Raw genomic sequence first — 16759 nt, forward strand, 5'->3', positions numbered from 1 at the left:
GTCACGGTCAGCGTCGGCATCGCGGCAACCACCGATCCAGAGACTCGCGCTGAGGATCTGCTGCGCCGAGCGGATCTGGCGATGTACCGCGCCAAGGACAATGGTCGTAACCGCGTCGAGTTCTACGTCGAGGAACTCGAGCAGCGAGCGGTGGCGAAGGTCGAGTCGACCGAGATGCTGCGACATGCCCTTGCCGAAGGCCGAGTTACAGCGCAATATCAGCCGATCGTCGACCTGGCTACCGGCTTGATCGTGGGAGTGGAGGCGCTGGCGCGATTGATCGGCGAACAAGGCGAGTTGATTCGTCCGGCTGACTTCATCGCTGTCGCCGAAAGCACCGGAATGGTCGGGCCGCTCGGTGAGCACATTCTGGACATGGCGCTGGACCAGCAGGCGCAGTGGGCGGCCGCCGGCCACGACATTCACATGAACGTGAATGTGTCACCGCGCCAGCTTGCCCGGGCGTCGTTCGCACCCGCTGTCTTCGAACGGCTGATGACCCGGGGGATCGCTCCCAAGATGTTGTGCCTTGAGGTCACCGAGGGTGCGGTTGTGGATGCGAAGGGACCGACGCTGATCACGCTGCGCCGGCTGCGTTCGTATGGCGTTCAAGTGGGGATTGACGATTTCGGTACCGGCTACTCCAGCTTGACCACACTGAAGTACGTCGCTGCTGACGTGCTGAAGATCGATCGTACATTCGTTGAGGGAGTGGGCGAGGACCCGAGCGACTCCGCGATTGTCAACGCTGTCATCAACGTCGCACACGACTTGGGTCGGGTGGTTGTGGCAGAAGGGGTCGAGACAGCGCAGCAGGCTGCTGTGTTGACGTCGATGGGTTGCGACCAAGTTCAGGGGTTCCACTATGGTCGGCCGGTAGCCGCCGATCAGATCACCGAATTGCTGCGCCGGCAAGTGCGCACACAGGCAGAAGCCGAGTGAACCGGCGCAAGTAGCGCTCGGCCCACCCGGCTCATGCCCGTGTTTTCGGGCTAGGCGGGAACGCTGGCGACACCAGGGGCGAGGAAACGCTTGCCCGTGACGCGTTCGGAGACTCCCGTGCGATCCAGGTACGGCGTGATGCCGCCGAGGTGGAATGGCCATCCCGCGCCCATGATCATGCAGAGGTCGATGTCCTGCGGTTCGGCGACAACGCCCTCGTCGAGCATGAGGCGAATCTCCTGTGCAAGTGCTTCCAGCGCACGATCGCGGACCTCCGCTGCCGTCAGGGGTGAGTCACCCATGACGAACAGCTCGGCAACCTCGGGATCGATCTGTTGAGTACCTGTGTCCCACGACCAGATAGCCGTCTTCTTTGCCTCCACCAACCGGCCCAGATTCTCTGAGACGTAGAAGCGGTCCGGGAAGGCCTGCTTCATCGTTTCGGAGACGTGGTACGCCACGGCGGGTCCGACTAGACCCATCAGCACGAAGGGGGTCATCGGCAGGCCCAGTGGCTCAAGGGCGTTGTCAGCCACCTCGAAGGAGGTTCCCTCATCGACAGACTTGGTGACCTCACCCATGAAGCGGGTGAGGAGGCGGTTGACGACAAAGGCAGGCGCGTCGGATACGAGCACGCAGGACTTCTTCAGCGACTTGCCAACGGCAAATGCGGTTGCCAGCGTCTCGTCATTGGTCTGCTCGGCTCGGACGATCTCCAGCAGCGGCATGACAGCGACAGGATTGAAGAAGTGGAAGCCCACCACCCGCTCGGGATGTGCCAGTTGTGACGCCATCTCGGTCACCGATAACGACGAGGTGTTCGTTGCCAGGATGCACGTGTCGCTAACGACCGCCTCAACCTCGGCAAACACCTGCTGCTTGACCTTCAGATCCTCAAATACCGCTTCGATGACGAAGTCAGCGTCGGCGAACGCTTCCTTGCTCACCGAACCGGTGATCAGGGCCTTAAGTCGGTTCGCCTTATCGCCATTCATGCGACCCTTTGCGGCCAACTTGTCGATCTCGCTGTGTGCGTAAGCAACGCCCTTGTCGATTCGTTCCTGATCGAGGTCGGTGAGCACCACCGGAACGAGCAGTCTCTGCGCGAACAGCAGGCCGAGTTGGCTGGCCATCAGCCCAGCGCCGACGACGCCGACCTTGGTGACCTTCTGGGCCAGCGACCGGTCTGGCACACCGACTGGACGCTTGGCGCGCTTCTGCACCAAGTCGAACGCGTAGAGCCCTGAACGCAGTTGTTCGCTCATGATGAGGTCGGCGAGTGCATCGTCCTCGGCAGCGAAGCACTCAGCCTTGGGGGCGGTCTTGGCCAGTTCGATCAGATCCAGCGCGCGGTGCGGCGCTGGTGCCGCTTGCCCAATCTTGGCTTTGGCGAATTCCCGACCGGCATTGACCGCCGCATCCCATCCTTCGCCACGGTCGACCTCGGGTCGTTCGACGGCGACGTCGCCATTGAGAACCTTGGCGGCCCACAGCAGGGACTGCTCCAGATAGTCGGCTGGCTCGAACATCGCGTCAGCGATGCCAAGATCAAGTGCCTGCTTGGGCTTGAGCATGCGGTTCTGGCTGAGCGAGTTCTCGATGATGACCTTGACCGCATTCGGAGCGCCGACGAGATTGGGCAGCAAATAGGTACCACCCCAGCCCGGTACCAGCCCGAGGAAGCACTCGGGTAGAGCGAGCGCAGCGGCACCTGCGGACACAGTGCGGTAGTTGCAATGCAGCGCAATCTCAAGACCGCCACCCATGGCGGCACCGTTGACGAACGCGAATGTCGGCACCGCCAACTCGGAGAACCGGTTGAACACGCGGTGGCCGAGTTGGCCGATCTCCAGCGCCAATTCGCGGCTCGTGGCCTGTGGGACTGCGCTCAGGTCAGCGCCGACGGCGAAGATGAATGGCTTTCCGGTCAGGCAGACTGCGACGAGGTCAGTGCGTGCACTGACCTCGTCCAAGGCTGTGTCGATAGACGACAAGCCACCGGGGCCGAAGGTGTTCGGCTTGGTGTGATCGAAACCGTTGTCCAGCGTGATGAGCGCAGCCGTGCCAGCGCCCAGTGGCAGATCCAGGTAGCGAACCTTGGCCTGGGTAACGACCTCGGTGGATGTGTTCTCGTTGTCTGACATGTGTTGTCCCTCAGCCCTTTGATCCGTCGTAGTTCGGGTTCTCCCAGACGACCGTTGCGCCCTGGCCGAGGCCAACACACATGCTCGTCAGTCCGTAGCGGACCTCGGGGTGATCTTCAAAGTCACGTGCCAGGTACGTCATGAGACGAACGCCGGACGACGCCAACGGATGGCCAACGGCGATTGCTCCACCCATAGGGTTGACTCGCTCGTCATCGTCGGCGATCCCGTAGTGATCCAGTAGCGCAAGGACCTGCACGGCGAATGCCTCGTTGAGTTCGAACAGTCCAATGTCGTCGATCGACAGGCCGGCTTTCGCCAACGCCTTCTCGGTCGCAGGCACTGGGCCGATGCCCATGATGGCCGGGTCGACGCCGACGAATGCGTAGCTGAGCATGCGCAGCTTCTTGGTCAGGCCCAACTCGTCAGCGGCCTCTTCCGAGGCGAAGATTGCTGCGGTCGCACCGTCGTTGAGTCCCGAGGCGTTTCCGGCGGTGACCCGACCATGTGAACGGAACGGAGTCTTGAGGCCAGCGAGGGATTCCATCGTGGTAGCGGGTCGAGGTGCCTCGTCCTGTGTCGCCAAGCCCCAACCAGCGTCGGCGGTACGAATGGCGACCGGAACCAGATCCGGCTGGATCTTCCCATCCGCGTATGCCTTGGCCGTCTTTACCTGTGATGCCATTGCGAAGGCATCGGCGCGTTCCTTGGTGAGTTGGGGGAAACGGTCGTGGAGGTTCTCGGCTGTCATTCCCATCTGCAGCGCTTCGGGATTGACGAGTTTCTCCGAAACGAAGCGAGGATTGGGGTCAACACCCTCGCCCATCGGGTGACGGCCCATGTGCTCGACACCCCCGGCGATTGCGACGTCGTAGGCGCCGACGCCGATGCCCGAGGCGACCACGGTGGATGCCGTCATCGCTCCGGCGCACATGCGGTCGATCGAGAAACCCGGAACAGTCACGGGCAGGCCTGCGAGGATGCCGGCGGTACGACCGAGGGTCAGACCCTGGTCGCCGATCTGGGTGGTTGCTGCGATCGCGACCTCTTCGATGCGCTCAGGTGGCAGGTTCGGATTGCGGCGGACCAGTTCCCGAATGGCCTTGACGATCAGGTCATCGGCTCGGGTTTCGGCATAGATGCCCTTGGCCCCGGCCTTTCCGAATGGAGTCCGTACTCCGTCAACGAAGACGACGTTTCTGCCGGCGTGCGCCATATTGCCTCCAGGCTACGAGTAGCAAGGCTCTGACGAGCCCGCCACGGCTGCGTTGCCGCGAATGGCAACGTGGGGGCGGAGACCCTCTGCGGCTATGTTACCGGCCGGTAACACACTGTCATGCGTCGGGCTTGGTTGCCGCTCGCGCTAGCTTGATCGACAGTGGTCAGATCGCCGTCAGTCGCGACCGCTCATCGTCGCGGTCGTCGGCGCAGGCGATCTCGTACGCGCCCTGCTCAAGCTTGACTCGCATCGATTTGGTGGTGCCGGGGAGCAGTCGAGGGATGGATCCATAGACCAGGCTGAACTGGCCATCCTTTGGACCATACAGAGTCACCTGAATCGCTTCCTCGCCGACAGCAGTTGCCCTGATCACAACCTCGCCCGCGTTGACGATGGCCGGCTCACTGTCGCACTTGTCTGGATCGGTCACGACCGTGACGACTTGGCGTGCGGCCTTGCCAGTCGGTGTGGGGCTCTTGGTCGGCTGGTCGGCCGATGCGGAACACGAGCCGAGCAGTAGCGACCCGCTGATGGCGGTCATCACCGCGACGCCAAAGCGCCCGCACATACTCCTACTCATGATGTGGCCTTCACGTCCCTCGGCTGCGGTGGTGCGTCTTTGAGCGCCCGGTAGAGCGGCTCGACGGTCAACGATAACTGCCAGGGTCGGGCACCGAATCGGGCCAGCGACTGCTCGATGCTGGTCGCGGACAGATCCTGCGGTGGGGCCCAACACAGCCGCCGCACCGAATCGGGGGTCAACAGACTCTCGCTGGCGATCTGCAAGTCGTCGGCGATCTCGGTCAGTGTCGCGCGGGCCTCAGCCAGCCGGGCCGCTGCGGCGGGTGTGCGGTCAGCCCACGAACGCGGGGGAGGGGGCTCGTCTGGGGAACGCCCGACAGTGGCGGGCAATCGATCCTCCGGCAACTGCAGTGCGCGCTCAACCGCCTGCCACCAGTAGGCGATGCGTCGCTTGGTTCCTCTGCCCTGGAACGCAGCGACCGCTTCCAGCTCACGACGAGTCTTAGGCCAGGCCAGGGCGGCTGCCGCGATGGCCTTGTCCGGCAGTACGCGGCCAGGCGCGATGTCGCGGTCCTGCGCGAGCTGGTCCCGTTGTTGCCACAACTCGCGAACGATGGCCAACTGGCGACCAGATCTGGCTTTGTGAATGCCAGCAACGCGGCGCCATGGGTCCGTCCGCGGCGCCTTGGCTGGCGCTGTTCGCAGGTAGTCGAACTCCTCTTGCGCCCATTGCCACCTGCCAGCCTCAATGAGGTCCACTTTGAGGATGAGCCGTAATTCGATGAGCAACTCCACGTCCAAGGCTGCGTATTGCAGCCAGGACTGCGGCAGTGGTCTGGTCGACCAGTCCGCCGCCGAGTGCTCCTTGGCCAAGCTAAGCCCAAACTCGCTGGCCGCCAGCCCGGCGAGGCCAACCTTTGGCCGACCGAGCAGGCGGGCGGCGACCTCGGTGTCGAACAACGCTGGGGCGCGCAACCCGATCTCGACCAGGCACGGGATGTCCTGCGATGCCGCGTGCAGAATCCACTCGGCATCGCCCAAGGCCCTGTTCAGGTCACTGAGGTCAGCGAATGGCAGCGGGTCGATCAGGTGTGTGCCCGAGCCTTCCCGGCGAAGCTGGACCAAATAGGCACCGTGCCCGTAGCGGTAGCCGCCAGCCCGTTCAGCGTCGATGGCGACTGGCCCGGTGCCGGCGGCCAATGCGTCGATACTGCGTCGCAGTGAGTCCGGAGTGTCCACGACCGGGGGAGTTCCCTCGGTCGGCTCGGTCAGTGCCCGGGTGTGCGGCGCTTCCACCTCAGCAGAATCCACCTCAGCAGAATCGTCGTCGCTCACGCAGACACGGTAGCGATCACTGCCCGATTGTCAGCGAACCAGGCCCGAGCGCATCGCCAACGCGACCATCTCGGCGCGGTCGCCGGTTCCCAACTTGCGGGCGATCCGAGCAAGGTGGCTCTTGACTGTGAGGGCCGACAGGCCGAGCTCGTCGCCGATGCCCTTATTGGAATGACCCTCGGCGACCGACTGCAGTACTTCGATCTCACGCGGGGACAATTCATCGGGCGCCGTGCGAGCGCGACCTCGTTGGATGGGAATGACGTTGCGCGGTGTCTGGGACAAACTGCTGCGGCTTGAGACCACATAGCCGCGCACGCTGGCGGCCAAGGCTGCTTTGACGGCGTACGTATCGTTGCGCGGCGTAAGGATGAGCACCCGACGCCAGCGCATGCTGCGCAACTCGCCGACTAGCGGCAGAATCGGAGCTTCGGCCGAAGTTCCGTCCACGATGCAGAGATCGTGCTGGCCGTCCGTGCGCCCTTGGACCAACGCGTCAGCGTGGGAACCTGCTTCCAGGATGCTGCGGGCTCCGTATTGGCGGAGCCGGTGACAAAGGGCTCCTCGGCGACCTGGATCCGACGAGACGACCAGTGCGGTAAATCGGGTCTTGCTTGAAGCCAGCGGCGCTGGACCAGAAGTCCGTTCCACCAATGTCACCACGTCTGCCTCCCGCGCGAAGCGACCAGGCCAGAGCTGTCCGACGGAGTTGTCGGTCGGTCAACGCGAGCCATTCGAGTACTTGGGTACCGGTATCGGCCGGATCGGGTCGGGGCTTTAGCGACGGATGGCTAGCCGGGCATGGTACGAACGGCCAATTCTGCCGATCCGTGCCATTTTTCACCCTCGCAGACCAGTGAGGGTGGCGTTAGTGGTGCCGACTACTGCGAGTTGCGACTCCGAATGAGTGAACTGACGCCGGTAGCTGTCGGCGCGAGTCCGCATGCGGACGATGCGAGCAGCGCCCATGCCCGGGCGTGCGCTGCCAGGTCCTCGTTCGTCGGTGTCCACGACGCGCGGATCTGCAGGTGACCCTCCGGAAGCCGGTCGTCCATGACCCCGAATGACCTTGACGCCACTGCCGTGACCGTTCCGCCGAGCGCTTCTGCCGATGCTTCGGACTCCTCAAGTGACTCCGCCAGCCATGCCCATCCCACTTCCGAGAGCATGGGGTCGGCCGCGACCTCAAGATCTACGTCGGCATCGATATACGCAACGACGCGCGTCGTGCCCTGCCATGACGCCTGACCAATCGGATCGTGAAGAATGACGAGGCGTCCGGATCCCACCGAAACGTCTTGCAGTTCCACGTCGAGGGTCTGGGCGTAACCAAAAGGGGCGAGTCGTGCGGGTGCTGGAGCCTCGCGAACGATGAACTCGGACCGGTATTGCAAGTGTCGAATGTCCTCGAGGCTGCGGGCGAACGGCGCTGGCATCGATTCCGGGGGTGGCACCCCAACAGACTAGATCGAGAGGGAGCGTTGTGGCTGCACTGCTCGCGTTGCTCTCAAGCGTGTTGTGGGGCACGTCTGACTTCCTGGGTGGAACCATGTCGCGCCGGCGACCGCCCCTAGCCGTCGTTGGCTTCAGTCAAACGGCCGGTCTGCTGGTCATGGTGTTCGTTGTGCTCCTCACCGGTGCCTGGGGTGCCCCGTTGGACTACCTGCCCTGGGCCGTCCTGGCAGCGAGCTCGGGCTTGTTTGGTCTGTGGACGTTCTACTCGGCACTGGCCACCGGGACCATGGGAATCGTGTCGCCGATCGCGGCGACCGGAATCATCGTCCCGCTTGGCGCCGGTCTGCTGGTGGGGGATTTGCCCTCACTGGTCCAAGCCGCAGGTGTTGTGGTTGCCATCGCGGGCCTTGGGTTCGTCGTTGCGCCGGAAAGCGACCCGCACGTGCTGGCCGACAGCGACCGAGCCTTGTTCGGTGATCCCGAAACTCGCGGGGGCGCCACCGGCGAGGCCGACGAGTTGCGCAGTGCCCGCTGGCGGCCCATCATTCTTGCTGCTGTCTCCGCGTTGATGTTCGGAACCTCTTTGGCCGCGATTGCGCAGGGATCGCTCACCAGTCCCACGATGACCATGGCGGCGATGCGCGTTTGGTCTGTCGCGATCATGGTGTTAGTGGCTGTGTTCGCTCGCAGTCTGGGTGGAATGACCAGCGCGGATCTGCCGGCCGTGTTTGTGATCGGTGCCTTCGACGTCGGCGCAAATATGGCGTACGGCTTGTCGGCCGCAGGAGGCGAACTGGTTGTCGCCGCCGTGTTGGGCTCGCTGTACCCGGTGTTCACAGTCATGCTCGCGTGGCGGGTCCACGGCGAACGGCTGCGGGTTGTGCAATACGCCGGAGTAGCCCTTGCCCTCGTAGGCGTGGTGCTGATGAGTGTTGGTTGATCTGGGAAGATTGCCCGGTGTCCCATTCGTCCTTGGCCCGGAACCTGCCCGTTGACCATCCACTGCTGACGGGACGAACCAGCGATTCGGCATTAATCAGGGCCGCGCGCGGAGAGTCCGTGAGTCACACGCCGGTGTGGTTCATGCGCCAGGCAGGACGTTCGCTGCCCGAGTATCGGCAACTGCGCGCCGGTCACACCATGCTCGACACCTGCTTCACGTCTGAGTTGGTGGTCGAGATCACCATGCAACCGGTTCGTCGGCACAACGTTGACGCGGCGATCCTGTTCTCCGACATTGTCGTGCCGGTCAAGGCCGTGGGAATTGACGTCGAGATCCAACCAGGCGTTGGACCAGTCATCGCCGAACCGTTCCGCACCGCTGCCGATGTCGACCGCCTGCGGGATCTGGAACCAGCCGATATCGCCGCAATCACGGATGCGATTCATGGATTGACCGCTGAACTTGGCCAGACCCCGCTAATCGGTTTCGCGGGTGCGCCGTTCACGGTGGCCTCGTATCTGGTTGAAGGTCGACCAAGTCGCGATCACCTGCACACCAAAGCCATGATGTTGCGAGACCCCGACACATGGAACGCCCTACTCGATCGCCTTGCCGACATCTGCGGGGACTTTCTTCGGCTGCAGATTGACGCTGGCGCATCTGCGATCCAGTTGTTTGATTCGTGGGCCGGCGCGCTTAGCGCACCGATGTATCAAGAATTGGTCATGCCGCATTCGGCCAAGGTGCTGGCTTCAGTTGCCCACACTGAAGTTCCCAGAATCCACTTCGGAGTGAGTACCGGCGAATTGCTGGATCTGATGGCCCAGGCCGGGGCTGACGTCATGGGCGTCGATTTCCGCATCACGCTCGCGCAGGCCGCGCAGCGAATCTCGCGGTCGATGCCGTTGCAGGGGAACCTCGACCCAGCCGCCTTGTTTGCCCCATGGCCGGTTGTGGAGGCTGCCGTCGCCGATGTGCTGGCTGCGGCGGAGGGTCTGCCCGGGCACATCTTCAACCTCGGCCACGGCGTGCCACCGGAGACCGACCCGGATGTCCTCACGCGGGTGGTCGAGTTGGTCCACCAGAGCACCGCGAGGTGAACTCGTCGGGCCGCAGCGCAGACAGTCCGATCCGACTGACGCAGCGCAACCCCGTGGTCACCACGGATGGGTTGCTCGCTGGTTTCGTTCCCCCACCCCAATTTGCCCAGGTCAGATTCGACACCTACCGGCCAGATCCTGGTGCACCGTCCCAGCAGCGGGCCTTGGACGTGCTTGCGGAGTTCGCCGAGACTGTGAAGGTTCCGGCCCGACCAAGGCGGCGCCGACGCCGGTCGAGTCGGGTCAAGAATCAGGCGTCACCGGCCGGTGTCTATCTCGACGGCGGCTTCGGCGTGGGCAAGACCCACCTGTTGGCATCGCTGTGGCACGCCACCCCCGGCAACCGTTCGTTCGGCACCTTTGTGGAGTTCACGAATCTGGTCGGCGCACTCGGGTTTGAGCAAACGGTCGAAGCACTTGCGAGGAACACGCTGGTCTGCATCGATGAGTTCGAGCTTGACGACCCAGGCGACACGGTTTTGATGTCCTCCCTGTTGGCCCGACTCTCTCAGCGGGGGGTGAAGCTGGCCGCCACGTCCAACACGCTGCCCGACCGACTCGGCGAGGGCCGATTCGCGACGGACGACTTCATGCGCGAGATTCAGGGCCTGGCCGACACGTTCGAATCGATTCGGATAGACGGAGACGACTATCGGCACCGCGGCCTGCCGCAGGCGCCGACGCCGAAACCCGATGCGGCGGTGGTTGCGGCGACGTCGGCGTCGGGAGGTTCACTCGATGACTTCAGCGGACTCATCGATCACCTGGCATCGGTTCACCCGTCCCGCTACCGCGCCCTCATCGACGGGGTTTCAACGGTCGGGCTGCTCGACGTGCGGCAACTGACCGACCAAGCCCAGGCCTTGCGCCTGGTTGTGCTCGTCGATCGGTTGTATGACCAAGATGTCGCGCTCATCGCCAGCGGGCTGCCGGTCGACCAGGTGTTTGCCCCGGACATGTTGGCCGGTGGCTACCGGAAGAAGTACTGGCGGGCGATCTCCCGGTTGGACGCGTTGGCGCGCAGCTAGATCGGGCCAACGCGTCCAACCGACTTGAGTTAGCCAACCTCAGCCGGGAAGGCCCGATCGATGAGCAGGTCGGTATCAACGCCGGCCGGCAGAACCCCGAAGGTGCGGGCCGTCCCCTGCGGAGACAGCCGGGTGGCACAGAACGCATCGGCAACGGGATTGGGTGCGTGCCGCAGGAGCACCGAGCCCTGCAGCAGCAAAGCCATTCGCTCGGCCAGTTGACGAGCACTCGCCTCGTCCGTTGCGGCGCCGCGCGACAGGGTGTCCAGCAGGTCGGTCACGGCGGTGTCGAAGTTCCGATCGGTGCCGCTTGCTGCGCCAACCTCAGCTAACCAAGCGTCCAGCGACTCCGGCGACCGGGAGAGTGCGCGCAGCAGATCCAGTGCGTTCACGTTCCCGGATCCCTCCCAGATCGAGTTCACCGGCGCTTCCCGGTAGAGCCGCGGTAGACCTGTCTCCTCGACGTAACCAGCCCCGCCGAGACATTCCATCGACTCGAAAACGACGTATGGCGCCCGCTTGCAGACGAAGTACTTGCTCATTGGCAATGCCAGTCGGCGCAAGGCTGCCTCGGAGTCTGCGTTCTGGCCGGGCCGGGCACCGACCGAGGCATCTGTGGCCGCCGCAAGCCGCATCGACAACCAGGTTGCGGCTTCGACTTCGATCGCGAGGTCAGCAAGCACCTGGCGCATGAGTGGCTGATCGATCAACGTCGCACCGAATGCCGATCGGTGAGCCGCGTGCCACGCCGCCTCGGACAGCGCCTTGCGCATGAGCGCGGTAGAGCCCAGGACACAGTCAAGGCGGGTGGCGGAAACCATCTCGACGATGGTGCGAACACCTCGTCCCTCGTCCCCGAGGCGTTGGGCCCAGGTATTGGAGAATTCAATCTCGGCAGAGGCGTTCGAACGGTTCCCCAGCTTCTCCTTGAGGCGTTGGATACGGAAAACGTTGCGGGTCCCGTCCGCTAGTACCCGTGGAACCACAAAGCACGTCAGTCCACCTTCGGCTTGCGCAAGCACGAGGAAGATGTCGCTCATGGGCGCGGAGCAGAACCACTTGTGACCATCGAGTGCGTACGCGCCGTCCTCTCCTGGCAGCGGCGTCGCGATGGTGGTGTTCGCTCGCACATCCGAGCCGCCCTGCTTCTCGGTCATCGACATCCCGGCGATAAGACCGGCCTTCTGTTGCGGCGACCGCAGGCCGAAGTCGTAGGTCGCTGAGCTGAGACCGGGCACCCATTGGGCCGCCACCGCGGGATCAGTTTTCAGCGCCGGAACTGCGGCGTACGTCATGGAGATGGGGCAGCCGTGTCCGGCTTCGGCCTGGTACCAGGACATGAACCCAGCAGCGCGCTGCGAGTGTGCGTATGGGTCATCGCTGGTCCACGCGGCCGCGTGCAGGCCGTGCCCGACCGCTTCGGTCATGAGTGAGTGCCAAGCCGGGTGGAACTCGACCTCGTCGATGCGTTGGCCGTACCGGTCGAAGGCTTTGAGTTGGGGCGTGAAGGTGTCTGCCTCGGTTGCCCACTGCTTGACCTGTGCCGATCCGGAAAGGCGTCCGAGTTTGGACAGGCCGTCGGTGTTCTGGTCGCCCGCGAACTCAGTCAACGCCTCCACCAAAGCCGTATCCGCGCTGAAGACGTCGTAGTCCTCAAGCGGTGGGGGCTGATTAAGCACGGAGTGGGTGTCTACCGACGCGGCCCGGAACTTCGGTCGGGTTGTCTGACCAACAGATAGGTCTTCAGCTTCCATGGCACTACGGTATGCCTCGTGGTCGCCGCTGACGAGTCGCAACCCGACGAGCCAGCCAGTGACGATCCCGCCAGTGACACGCCCACCAGTGACACGCCCACCAGTGACACGCCCACCAGCGACACGACGCCCGTCCTGCAGGCACATGGCCCCGCCACTGCCGCTCACACTCCGCTGGTCACCCCGAGCCTCGCTCACCTCACGGTGCAGGCAGCTGCTGACCCCCCAGCGGCGGGTCAGGACCCGGAGCGACCTGCGATCGACCTGCCGACCAGGACCTGGATGCAACGCCAGGCAGCTGCTGTTATGGCCAAGGCTCCTCGGCGGGCGCTGAGGTTCGCACTGATGTGGTGGGCGGTGATTTCGGGACGCCGCGTCACCGGCCTTGCGGCCGAAGCGGCTTTCTGGGTGCTGTTCTCCCTACCCTGGCTGGCGCTGGCGTTCATCTCCGGATTGACGGCATATACCCGCTACTCCGGCGACGACACGGTCAGCGTGGTTGAGCAGCGCATTCTCGAGACCGTCGAACGTGTGCTGACGCCCGAAGCCGCCGATCAGTACGCGACCCCGATCATCCGGGACATGTTCGAGCAAGGCGGCACTTCGCTGGGGATCATCGGACTGGTGCTGGCTGTGTGGACAGGTTCGCGGGCGGTGATGACCTACGTCGAGGCTGTCACGATCATCAACGGAGAGTTCGGGGTGCGCGGCTATGCGCGGCGTCGAGTCCTGTCCGCAGTGATCTACGTGGTGGCCGTCGTCATTGGCGTGGTGATGTCCCCCGTATTGATCATCGGGCCAACCACCGTCGGCAGATGGCTGGACTTGCCCCCCGTCGTCGTGACGTGGTTGTCAATCCTCCTCATCGTCGTTCTGGCGACGCTGCTGTTGACGACGCTGTTCTACATCTCGGCGGTGATCAGGAAAGCATGGTGGGCCAGCCTTCCCGGGGCTGTTCTGGCGGTGGTCGTCAGTGTCCTGGCTGGCGTCGGGCTGACGATCTATGTGCGTGGCCTCTTTGCTGAATCGTCTGTCTACGGTGTGCTAGCCACTCCCATCGCGGTCATGGTTTTCGCCTACGCCTTCAGCCTGATCGCCCTCATGGGTGCAGCGTTCGACGCGGTCCGAATCGGGCGCCCGATATTTGTCCGCGGAACGCCCGAATCCACTCCCTAGCCGTGACGGCAAGCAACGAGTCATTACGCGCACGATGTTCTTCGCGTTAGAAGGGCGGAAGGTCCGGTGGGTCGGCACCGGCTGCGTCTGCCGCTCGTATCTCCGTTCGCCGGTCCGTTCGCTCCCGCGTCGGACGTTCCGCTGCGTCCGCCGGAGCGATTGCTGGCGTGAGGACTCGGTTGGGCGGCAGGACGTGGATCGAGCCATTGGGCGACTGCCAGGTGCACGAGCCATCGGCGCGCGACTGCAGGATCTTCCAGTTGCCAACTGTCTTGAGTCGATGATGTCGCCTGCACAGCGATCCCAAATTCTGGGCCGACGTTGCGCCACCCTGTTCCCAAGCAATGGCGTGATCCTGGTCAGTGCTCCAAGCGTCTCTACTGCAGCCAGGGAATCGGCAGACCCCATCGCGCGCTGCCAAGTACTCACGCAGCCCGGCCGGTGGCGTGTACCTCGACCGGCCCAGGTCCAGCAGGTGGCCGGTGGTGGGGTCGGTGACCCACCGCTCCCATTGGGCATCCCGGGCGATTTGCCTGGCGACGTGCGCTGGGATCGGTCCGTATCCAGGTATCTCTGCTGGGTTGTCGGCGAGGCCGAGCAGCGTCGGCAGATCGACGACTGCGGCAATGCGGTTGCGTCCGACGGAGTCGTTCGCTCGCCTGTTTCCGGCGACGTGTCCGTGACCGTCCGCGGGGCCCGAGTTGGTGAGAGCCGCCATCAGCATGTCCGCGCGAAGTGAATCCAGCGTGATGTCGAGCATGGGCTCAGCGTTGGCCGATGAGCCGTCGAACCCGGTGGAGGCCCCCGGACCGTCGAACCCGGTCGAGGCCCCCGGAGTGGAAGGGGTGGCGTCCGGCCCAGCGAAGTTCGTGCGAAGAAAATCCGCCTCGATGCGGGCGTTCCTGGTGAGCAAATCGTAGGCATTGCGGCCTTCCTCGACGGTGAGTGTGGCTTCCAGGAGGGCGATTCCGTGCGGCAATTCGAAGAGGTTCACACCTCGCTCCCGACGGGAAACGCGCGCCGCTTCGTTCGAGAGTCGGGTGTCAATCCTCGCGATAGCCCGACGGACACTGCGCCGTAACTCGTGTGGAGTCTGTTTCGGAGCCTTCGGCAGCACCAATTCCTCGAGCAGCCGCCGCGACTCCCGTGCCGATCGTGGTGGTGATGTCGGTGTGAGATTCACATTCCCGGAGGCTGCATCTGTTCGCGACGCCGAACGCGGCATCGTTCGGGCCGATTGCGACCCGCAGGAGACATCAGTGTCGGTCTGCCAATCCGGGGGCAATTCCTCAGCGAGGATGCGGACTTTGGCAGAGGAGAGTTCGCCGCGCAGATGGTTCGTCAGGGTCCGGGGGAGGAATCGACTGATGGTGTCCGCTCGTTGCAAGTTGTTGGTCGCGGCGCGAGGGCTGATGTGGAGTTCGGCCGCCAGCTCGTCGGAGGCCGGGTTCTCGACGGTGCGGCCGGCGAGACGAATTGGGGTGTTGTCCTTGTCTGCGATTGCGGCGTGCAGTTCGAGGTTGCGGGCCTCCAGCGTCGCTAGTTCCTTTGCGTACCGCACCGCGAGCGCGACTCGGCCCGCTGGTGTAAGACGCCGTGGATCGACCGGTGTCGTCGTAGGCGGCTCAGCCGCAACAGGCGTATATTCGAACATGTGTTCGATCCTAGCCGCCTACGGCGTCCCCAAACCGCAATCCACAGGACGAGTTTGCGCGCAATTGGACTCCACCCCGGCTCCCCGGATCTGGGCCGGAGTGACACGGCGACCCGTCGCTCGGGCAGCACCTCGCGGTCAACGCAACCGCGGCCACGAAGGCTGCCCAAGGGCATGATGAACCCATGACGAGTCGACAACTCGATCGTGGTTCTGCACCGCAGAACTGGGGAACCGACGACTCCGGCTGCAACATCCTGCATGTCGACATGGATGCGTTCTTCGCATCGGTGGAGGTTCGAGACCGCCCGGAATTGCGTGGACTGCCGGTGGTGGTTGGTCGTGGCGAGGGTCGGGCAGTGGTGTTGTCGGCGACGTACGAGGCGCGGGCCCAGGGTGTTCATTCGGCTATGCCGGTCGGGATGGCACGCCGCGCATGTCCGGAGGCGATCTTCGTCGAGCCGACTCGTGGGAAGTACACCGCGGCCAGCGAGGCGGTCATGACCGTGCTCCGCCAGATGACGCCGATGGTCGAGGCCATCTCCGTCGACGAGGCATTCCTAGACGTACGCAGCGTGCGTGGTGCGATCGGTAGTCCCACCGAGATCGGCGTCGAGATCCGGCGCCGGATGGAGCAGGAACTTGGGCTGACCTGTTCGGTGGGGATCAGTTCAGTGACGATGGCAGCGAAGGCAGCGTCGACAATTTCGAAGCCCAATGGCCTGCTGGTCATTCCCGTCGAGGCTACGGTCCGATTCCTGCACAGCCTCCACATTGGTCAACTCTGGGGGGTAGGGGAGAAGACGGAGAAGCAGCTGCGTTCCCTTGGGGTTGTCACGGTCGGTGACCTCGCCGCGATTCCGCAGACGCGCCTGGGTCACAGCATCGGGAAGGCCGCGAGCGCACGGTTGCTGCAGTTGGCCAACGGGCACGAGGTTCGGCCGGTCAACCAGACCCGAGTTGACAAGTCGATTAGCTCCGAACACACCTTCGACAGCGACGTCGCAGATGACACCGTCATAGAGCGGGCCCTGCGGAACCAATCCCATGAACTCGCCCGTCGACTGCGTGCCGCGGATGTGGTTGCCGGCGTTGTCGCGGTGAAGGTGCGATACGACGATTTCAGCACGGTTAGCAGATCCCACACCCTTGCCGCCACGACGGATGTCGCTGCGGAAATTTTCGATGCGGTTCGACCCATGTGGGCCTCGCTGCGCGAAGACGGCCGACCGGTGCGGTTGGTGGGAGTCAGAGTGGAGCGACTCCAAGACGGCGACCAAGCGGGCCGCCAACTGACCCTCGATGACCGGCAGGAGGAGCAGGCGAAGACCGAGCAGCTAGCTGAGATGGTGAGTGCCAAGTTCGGCAAGGATGTCGTGCGCTCGGCCCGAATGTTGAAAAGTCATGACCCAGATCGGTAAATCGGCTGACCTTCCGGTTGCACATTGCGCGAACATGCATATCCTGTGTCTAGACACAGTTGTGTG

At 63.9% G+C, this 16759-nt stretch carries 14 protein-coding genes; 6 read left to right on the forward strand and 8 right to left on the reverse strand.

Annotated elements, in window-relative coordinates; genetic code table 11:
• A partial coding sequence (locus tag KAZ48_01190; protein MBP7971381.1) for an EAL domain-containing protein occupies positions 1 to 942 on the forward strand: 942 nt, incomplete at its 5' end.
• Positions 943 to 992: 50 nt separating this feature from the next.
• On the opposite strand, the gene KAZ48_01195 is transcribed toward KAZ48_01190, so the two are convergent.
• The 6 genes from KAZ48_01195 to KAZ48_01220 all read right to left on the reverse strand — a co-directional run bounded on the left by KAZ48_01195 (position 993) and on the right by KAZ48_01220 (position 7616).
• The gene (locus tag KAZ48_01195; GenBank protein ID MBP7971382.1) at positions 993 to 3086 is read right to left on the reverse strand and encodes an enoyl-CoA hydratase/isomerase family protein; all 2094 of its coding nucleotides are present in this window, start codon (positions 3084 to 3086) and stop codon (positions 993 to 995) included.
• Positions 3087 to 3096: 10 nt separating this feature from the next.
• On the reverse strand, positions 3097 to 4302 hold the full coding sequence (locus KAZ48_01200; GenBank protein ID MBP7971383.1) for an acetyl-CoA C-acyltransferase: 1206 nt from the start codon (positions 4300 to 4302) through the stop codon (positions 3097 to 3099).
• A gap of 166 nt (positions 4303 to 4468) precedes the next feature.
• On the reverse strand, positions 4469 to 4885 hold the full coding sequence (locus tag KAZ48_01205; protein MBP7971384.1) for a hypothetical protein: 417 nt from the start codon (positions 4883 to 4885) through the stop codon (positions 4469 to 4471).
• Positions 4882 to 6162, reverse strand: a complete 1281-nt coding sequence (locus KAZ48_01210) for an HRDC domain-containing protein (protein ID MBP7971385.1) — start codon at positions 6160 to 6162, stop codon at positions 4882 to 4884. The genes KAZ48_01205 and KAZ48_01210 overlap by 4 nt, the downstream gene beginning before the upstream one ends.
• A 30-nt stretch (positions 6163 to 6192) precedes the next feature.
• The gene (locus KAZ48_01215; GenBank protein MBP7971386.1) at positions 6193 to 6612 is read right to left on the reverse strand and encodes a response regulator transcription factor; all 420 of its coding nucleotides are present in this window, start codon (positions 6610 to 6612) and stop codon (positions 6193 to 6195) included.
• Between the two features lie 431 nt (positions 6613 to 7043).
• Positions 7044 to 7616: a DUF3000 domain-containing protein gene (locus tag KAZ48_01220; GenBank protein ID MBP7971387.1), complete on the reverse strand. Its 573-nt coding sequence runs from the start codon at positions 7614 to 7616 to the stop codon at positions 7044 to 7046.
• A gap of 29 nt (positions 7617 to 7645) precedes the next feature.
• On the opposite strand from KAZ48_01220, the gene KAZ48_01225 reads away from it, so the two are divergent.
• The 3 genes from KAZ48_01225 to zapE are packed head-to-tail and all read left to right on the forward strand — an operon-like array spanning position 7646 to position 10688.
• Positions 7646 to 8557, forward strand: a complete 912-nt coding sequence (locus KAZ48_01225) for a DMT family transporter (GenBank protein ID MBP7971388.1) — start codon at positions 7646 to 7648, stop codon at positions 8555 to 8557.
• A gap of 17 nt (positions 8558 to 8574) precedes the next feature.
• Positions 8575 to 9660 (forward strand): uroporphyrinogen decarboxylase, encoded by a 1086-nt coding sequence (gene hemE / locus KAZ48_01230; protein ID MBP7971389.1) that lies wholly within the window; start codon positions 8575 to 8577, stop codon positions 9658 to 9660.
• On the forward strand, positions 9657 to 10688 hold the full coding sequence (gene zapE, locus KAZ48_01235; GenBank protein MBP7971390.1) for a cell division protein ZapE: 1032 nt from the start codon (positions 9657 to 9659) through the stop codon (positions 10686 to 10688). Before hemE ends, zapE begins: the two co-directional genes overlap by 4 nt.
• A gap of 29 nt (positions 10689 to 10717) precedes the next feature.
• Here zapE and KAZ48_01240 read toward each other — a convergent pair whose 3' ends face one another.
• Positions 10718 to 12442, reverse strand: coding sequence for an acyl-CoA dehydrogenase family protein (locus tag KAZ48_01240; GenBank protein ID MBP7971391.1), 1725 nt, complete (start codon positions 12440 to 12442; stop codon positions 10718 to 10720).
• Positions 12443 to 12460: 18 nt separating this feature from the next.
• On the opposite strand from KAZ48_01240, the gene KAZ48_01245 reads away from it, so the two are divergent.
• Entirely contained in the window at positions 12461 to 13618 is a 1158-nt protein-coding gene (locus KAZ48_01245) for a YihY/virulence factor BrkB family protein (protein MBP7971392.1), read from the forward strand.
• A gap of 46 nt (positions 13619 to 13664) precedes the next feature.
• Here the strand turns inward: KAZ48_01245 and KAZ48_01250 are convergent, their stop codons facing one another.
• Positions 13665 to 15272, reverse strand: coding sequence for a DUF222 domain-containing protein (locus tag KAZ48_01250; protein ID MBP7971393.1), 1608 nt, complete (start codon positions 15270 to 15272; stop codon positions 13665 to 13667).
• Between the two features lie 185 nt (positions 15273 to 15457).
• Here KAZ48_01250 and dinB point away from each other — a divergent pair, with 185 nt between their 5' ends.
• Entirely contained in the window at positions 15458 to 16693 is a 1236-nt protein-coding gene (gene dinB, locus KAZ48_01255) for a DNA polymerase IV (protein MBP7971394.1), read from the forward strand.
• Positions 16694 to 16759: the final 66 nt, after the last annotated feature.

The sequence above is a fragment of the Candidatus Nanopelagicales bacterium genome (assembly GCA_018003655.1).
Classification (GTDB): domain Bacteria; phylum Actinomycetota; class Actinomycetes; order S36-B12; family UBA10799; genus JAGNDY01.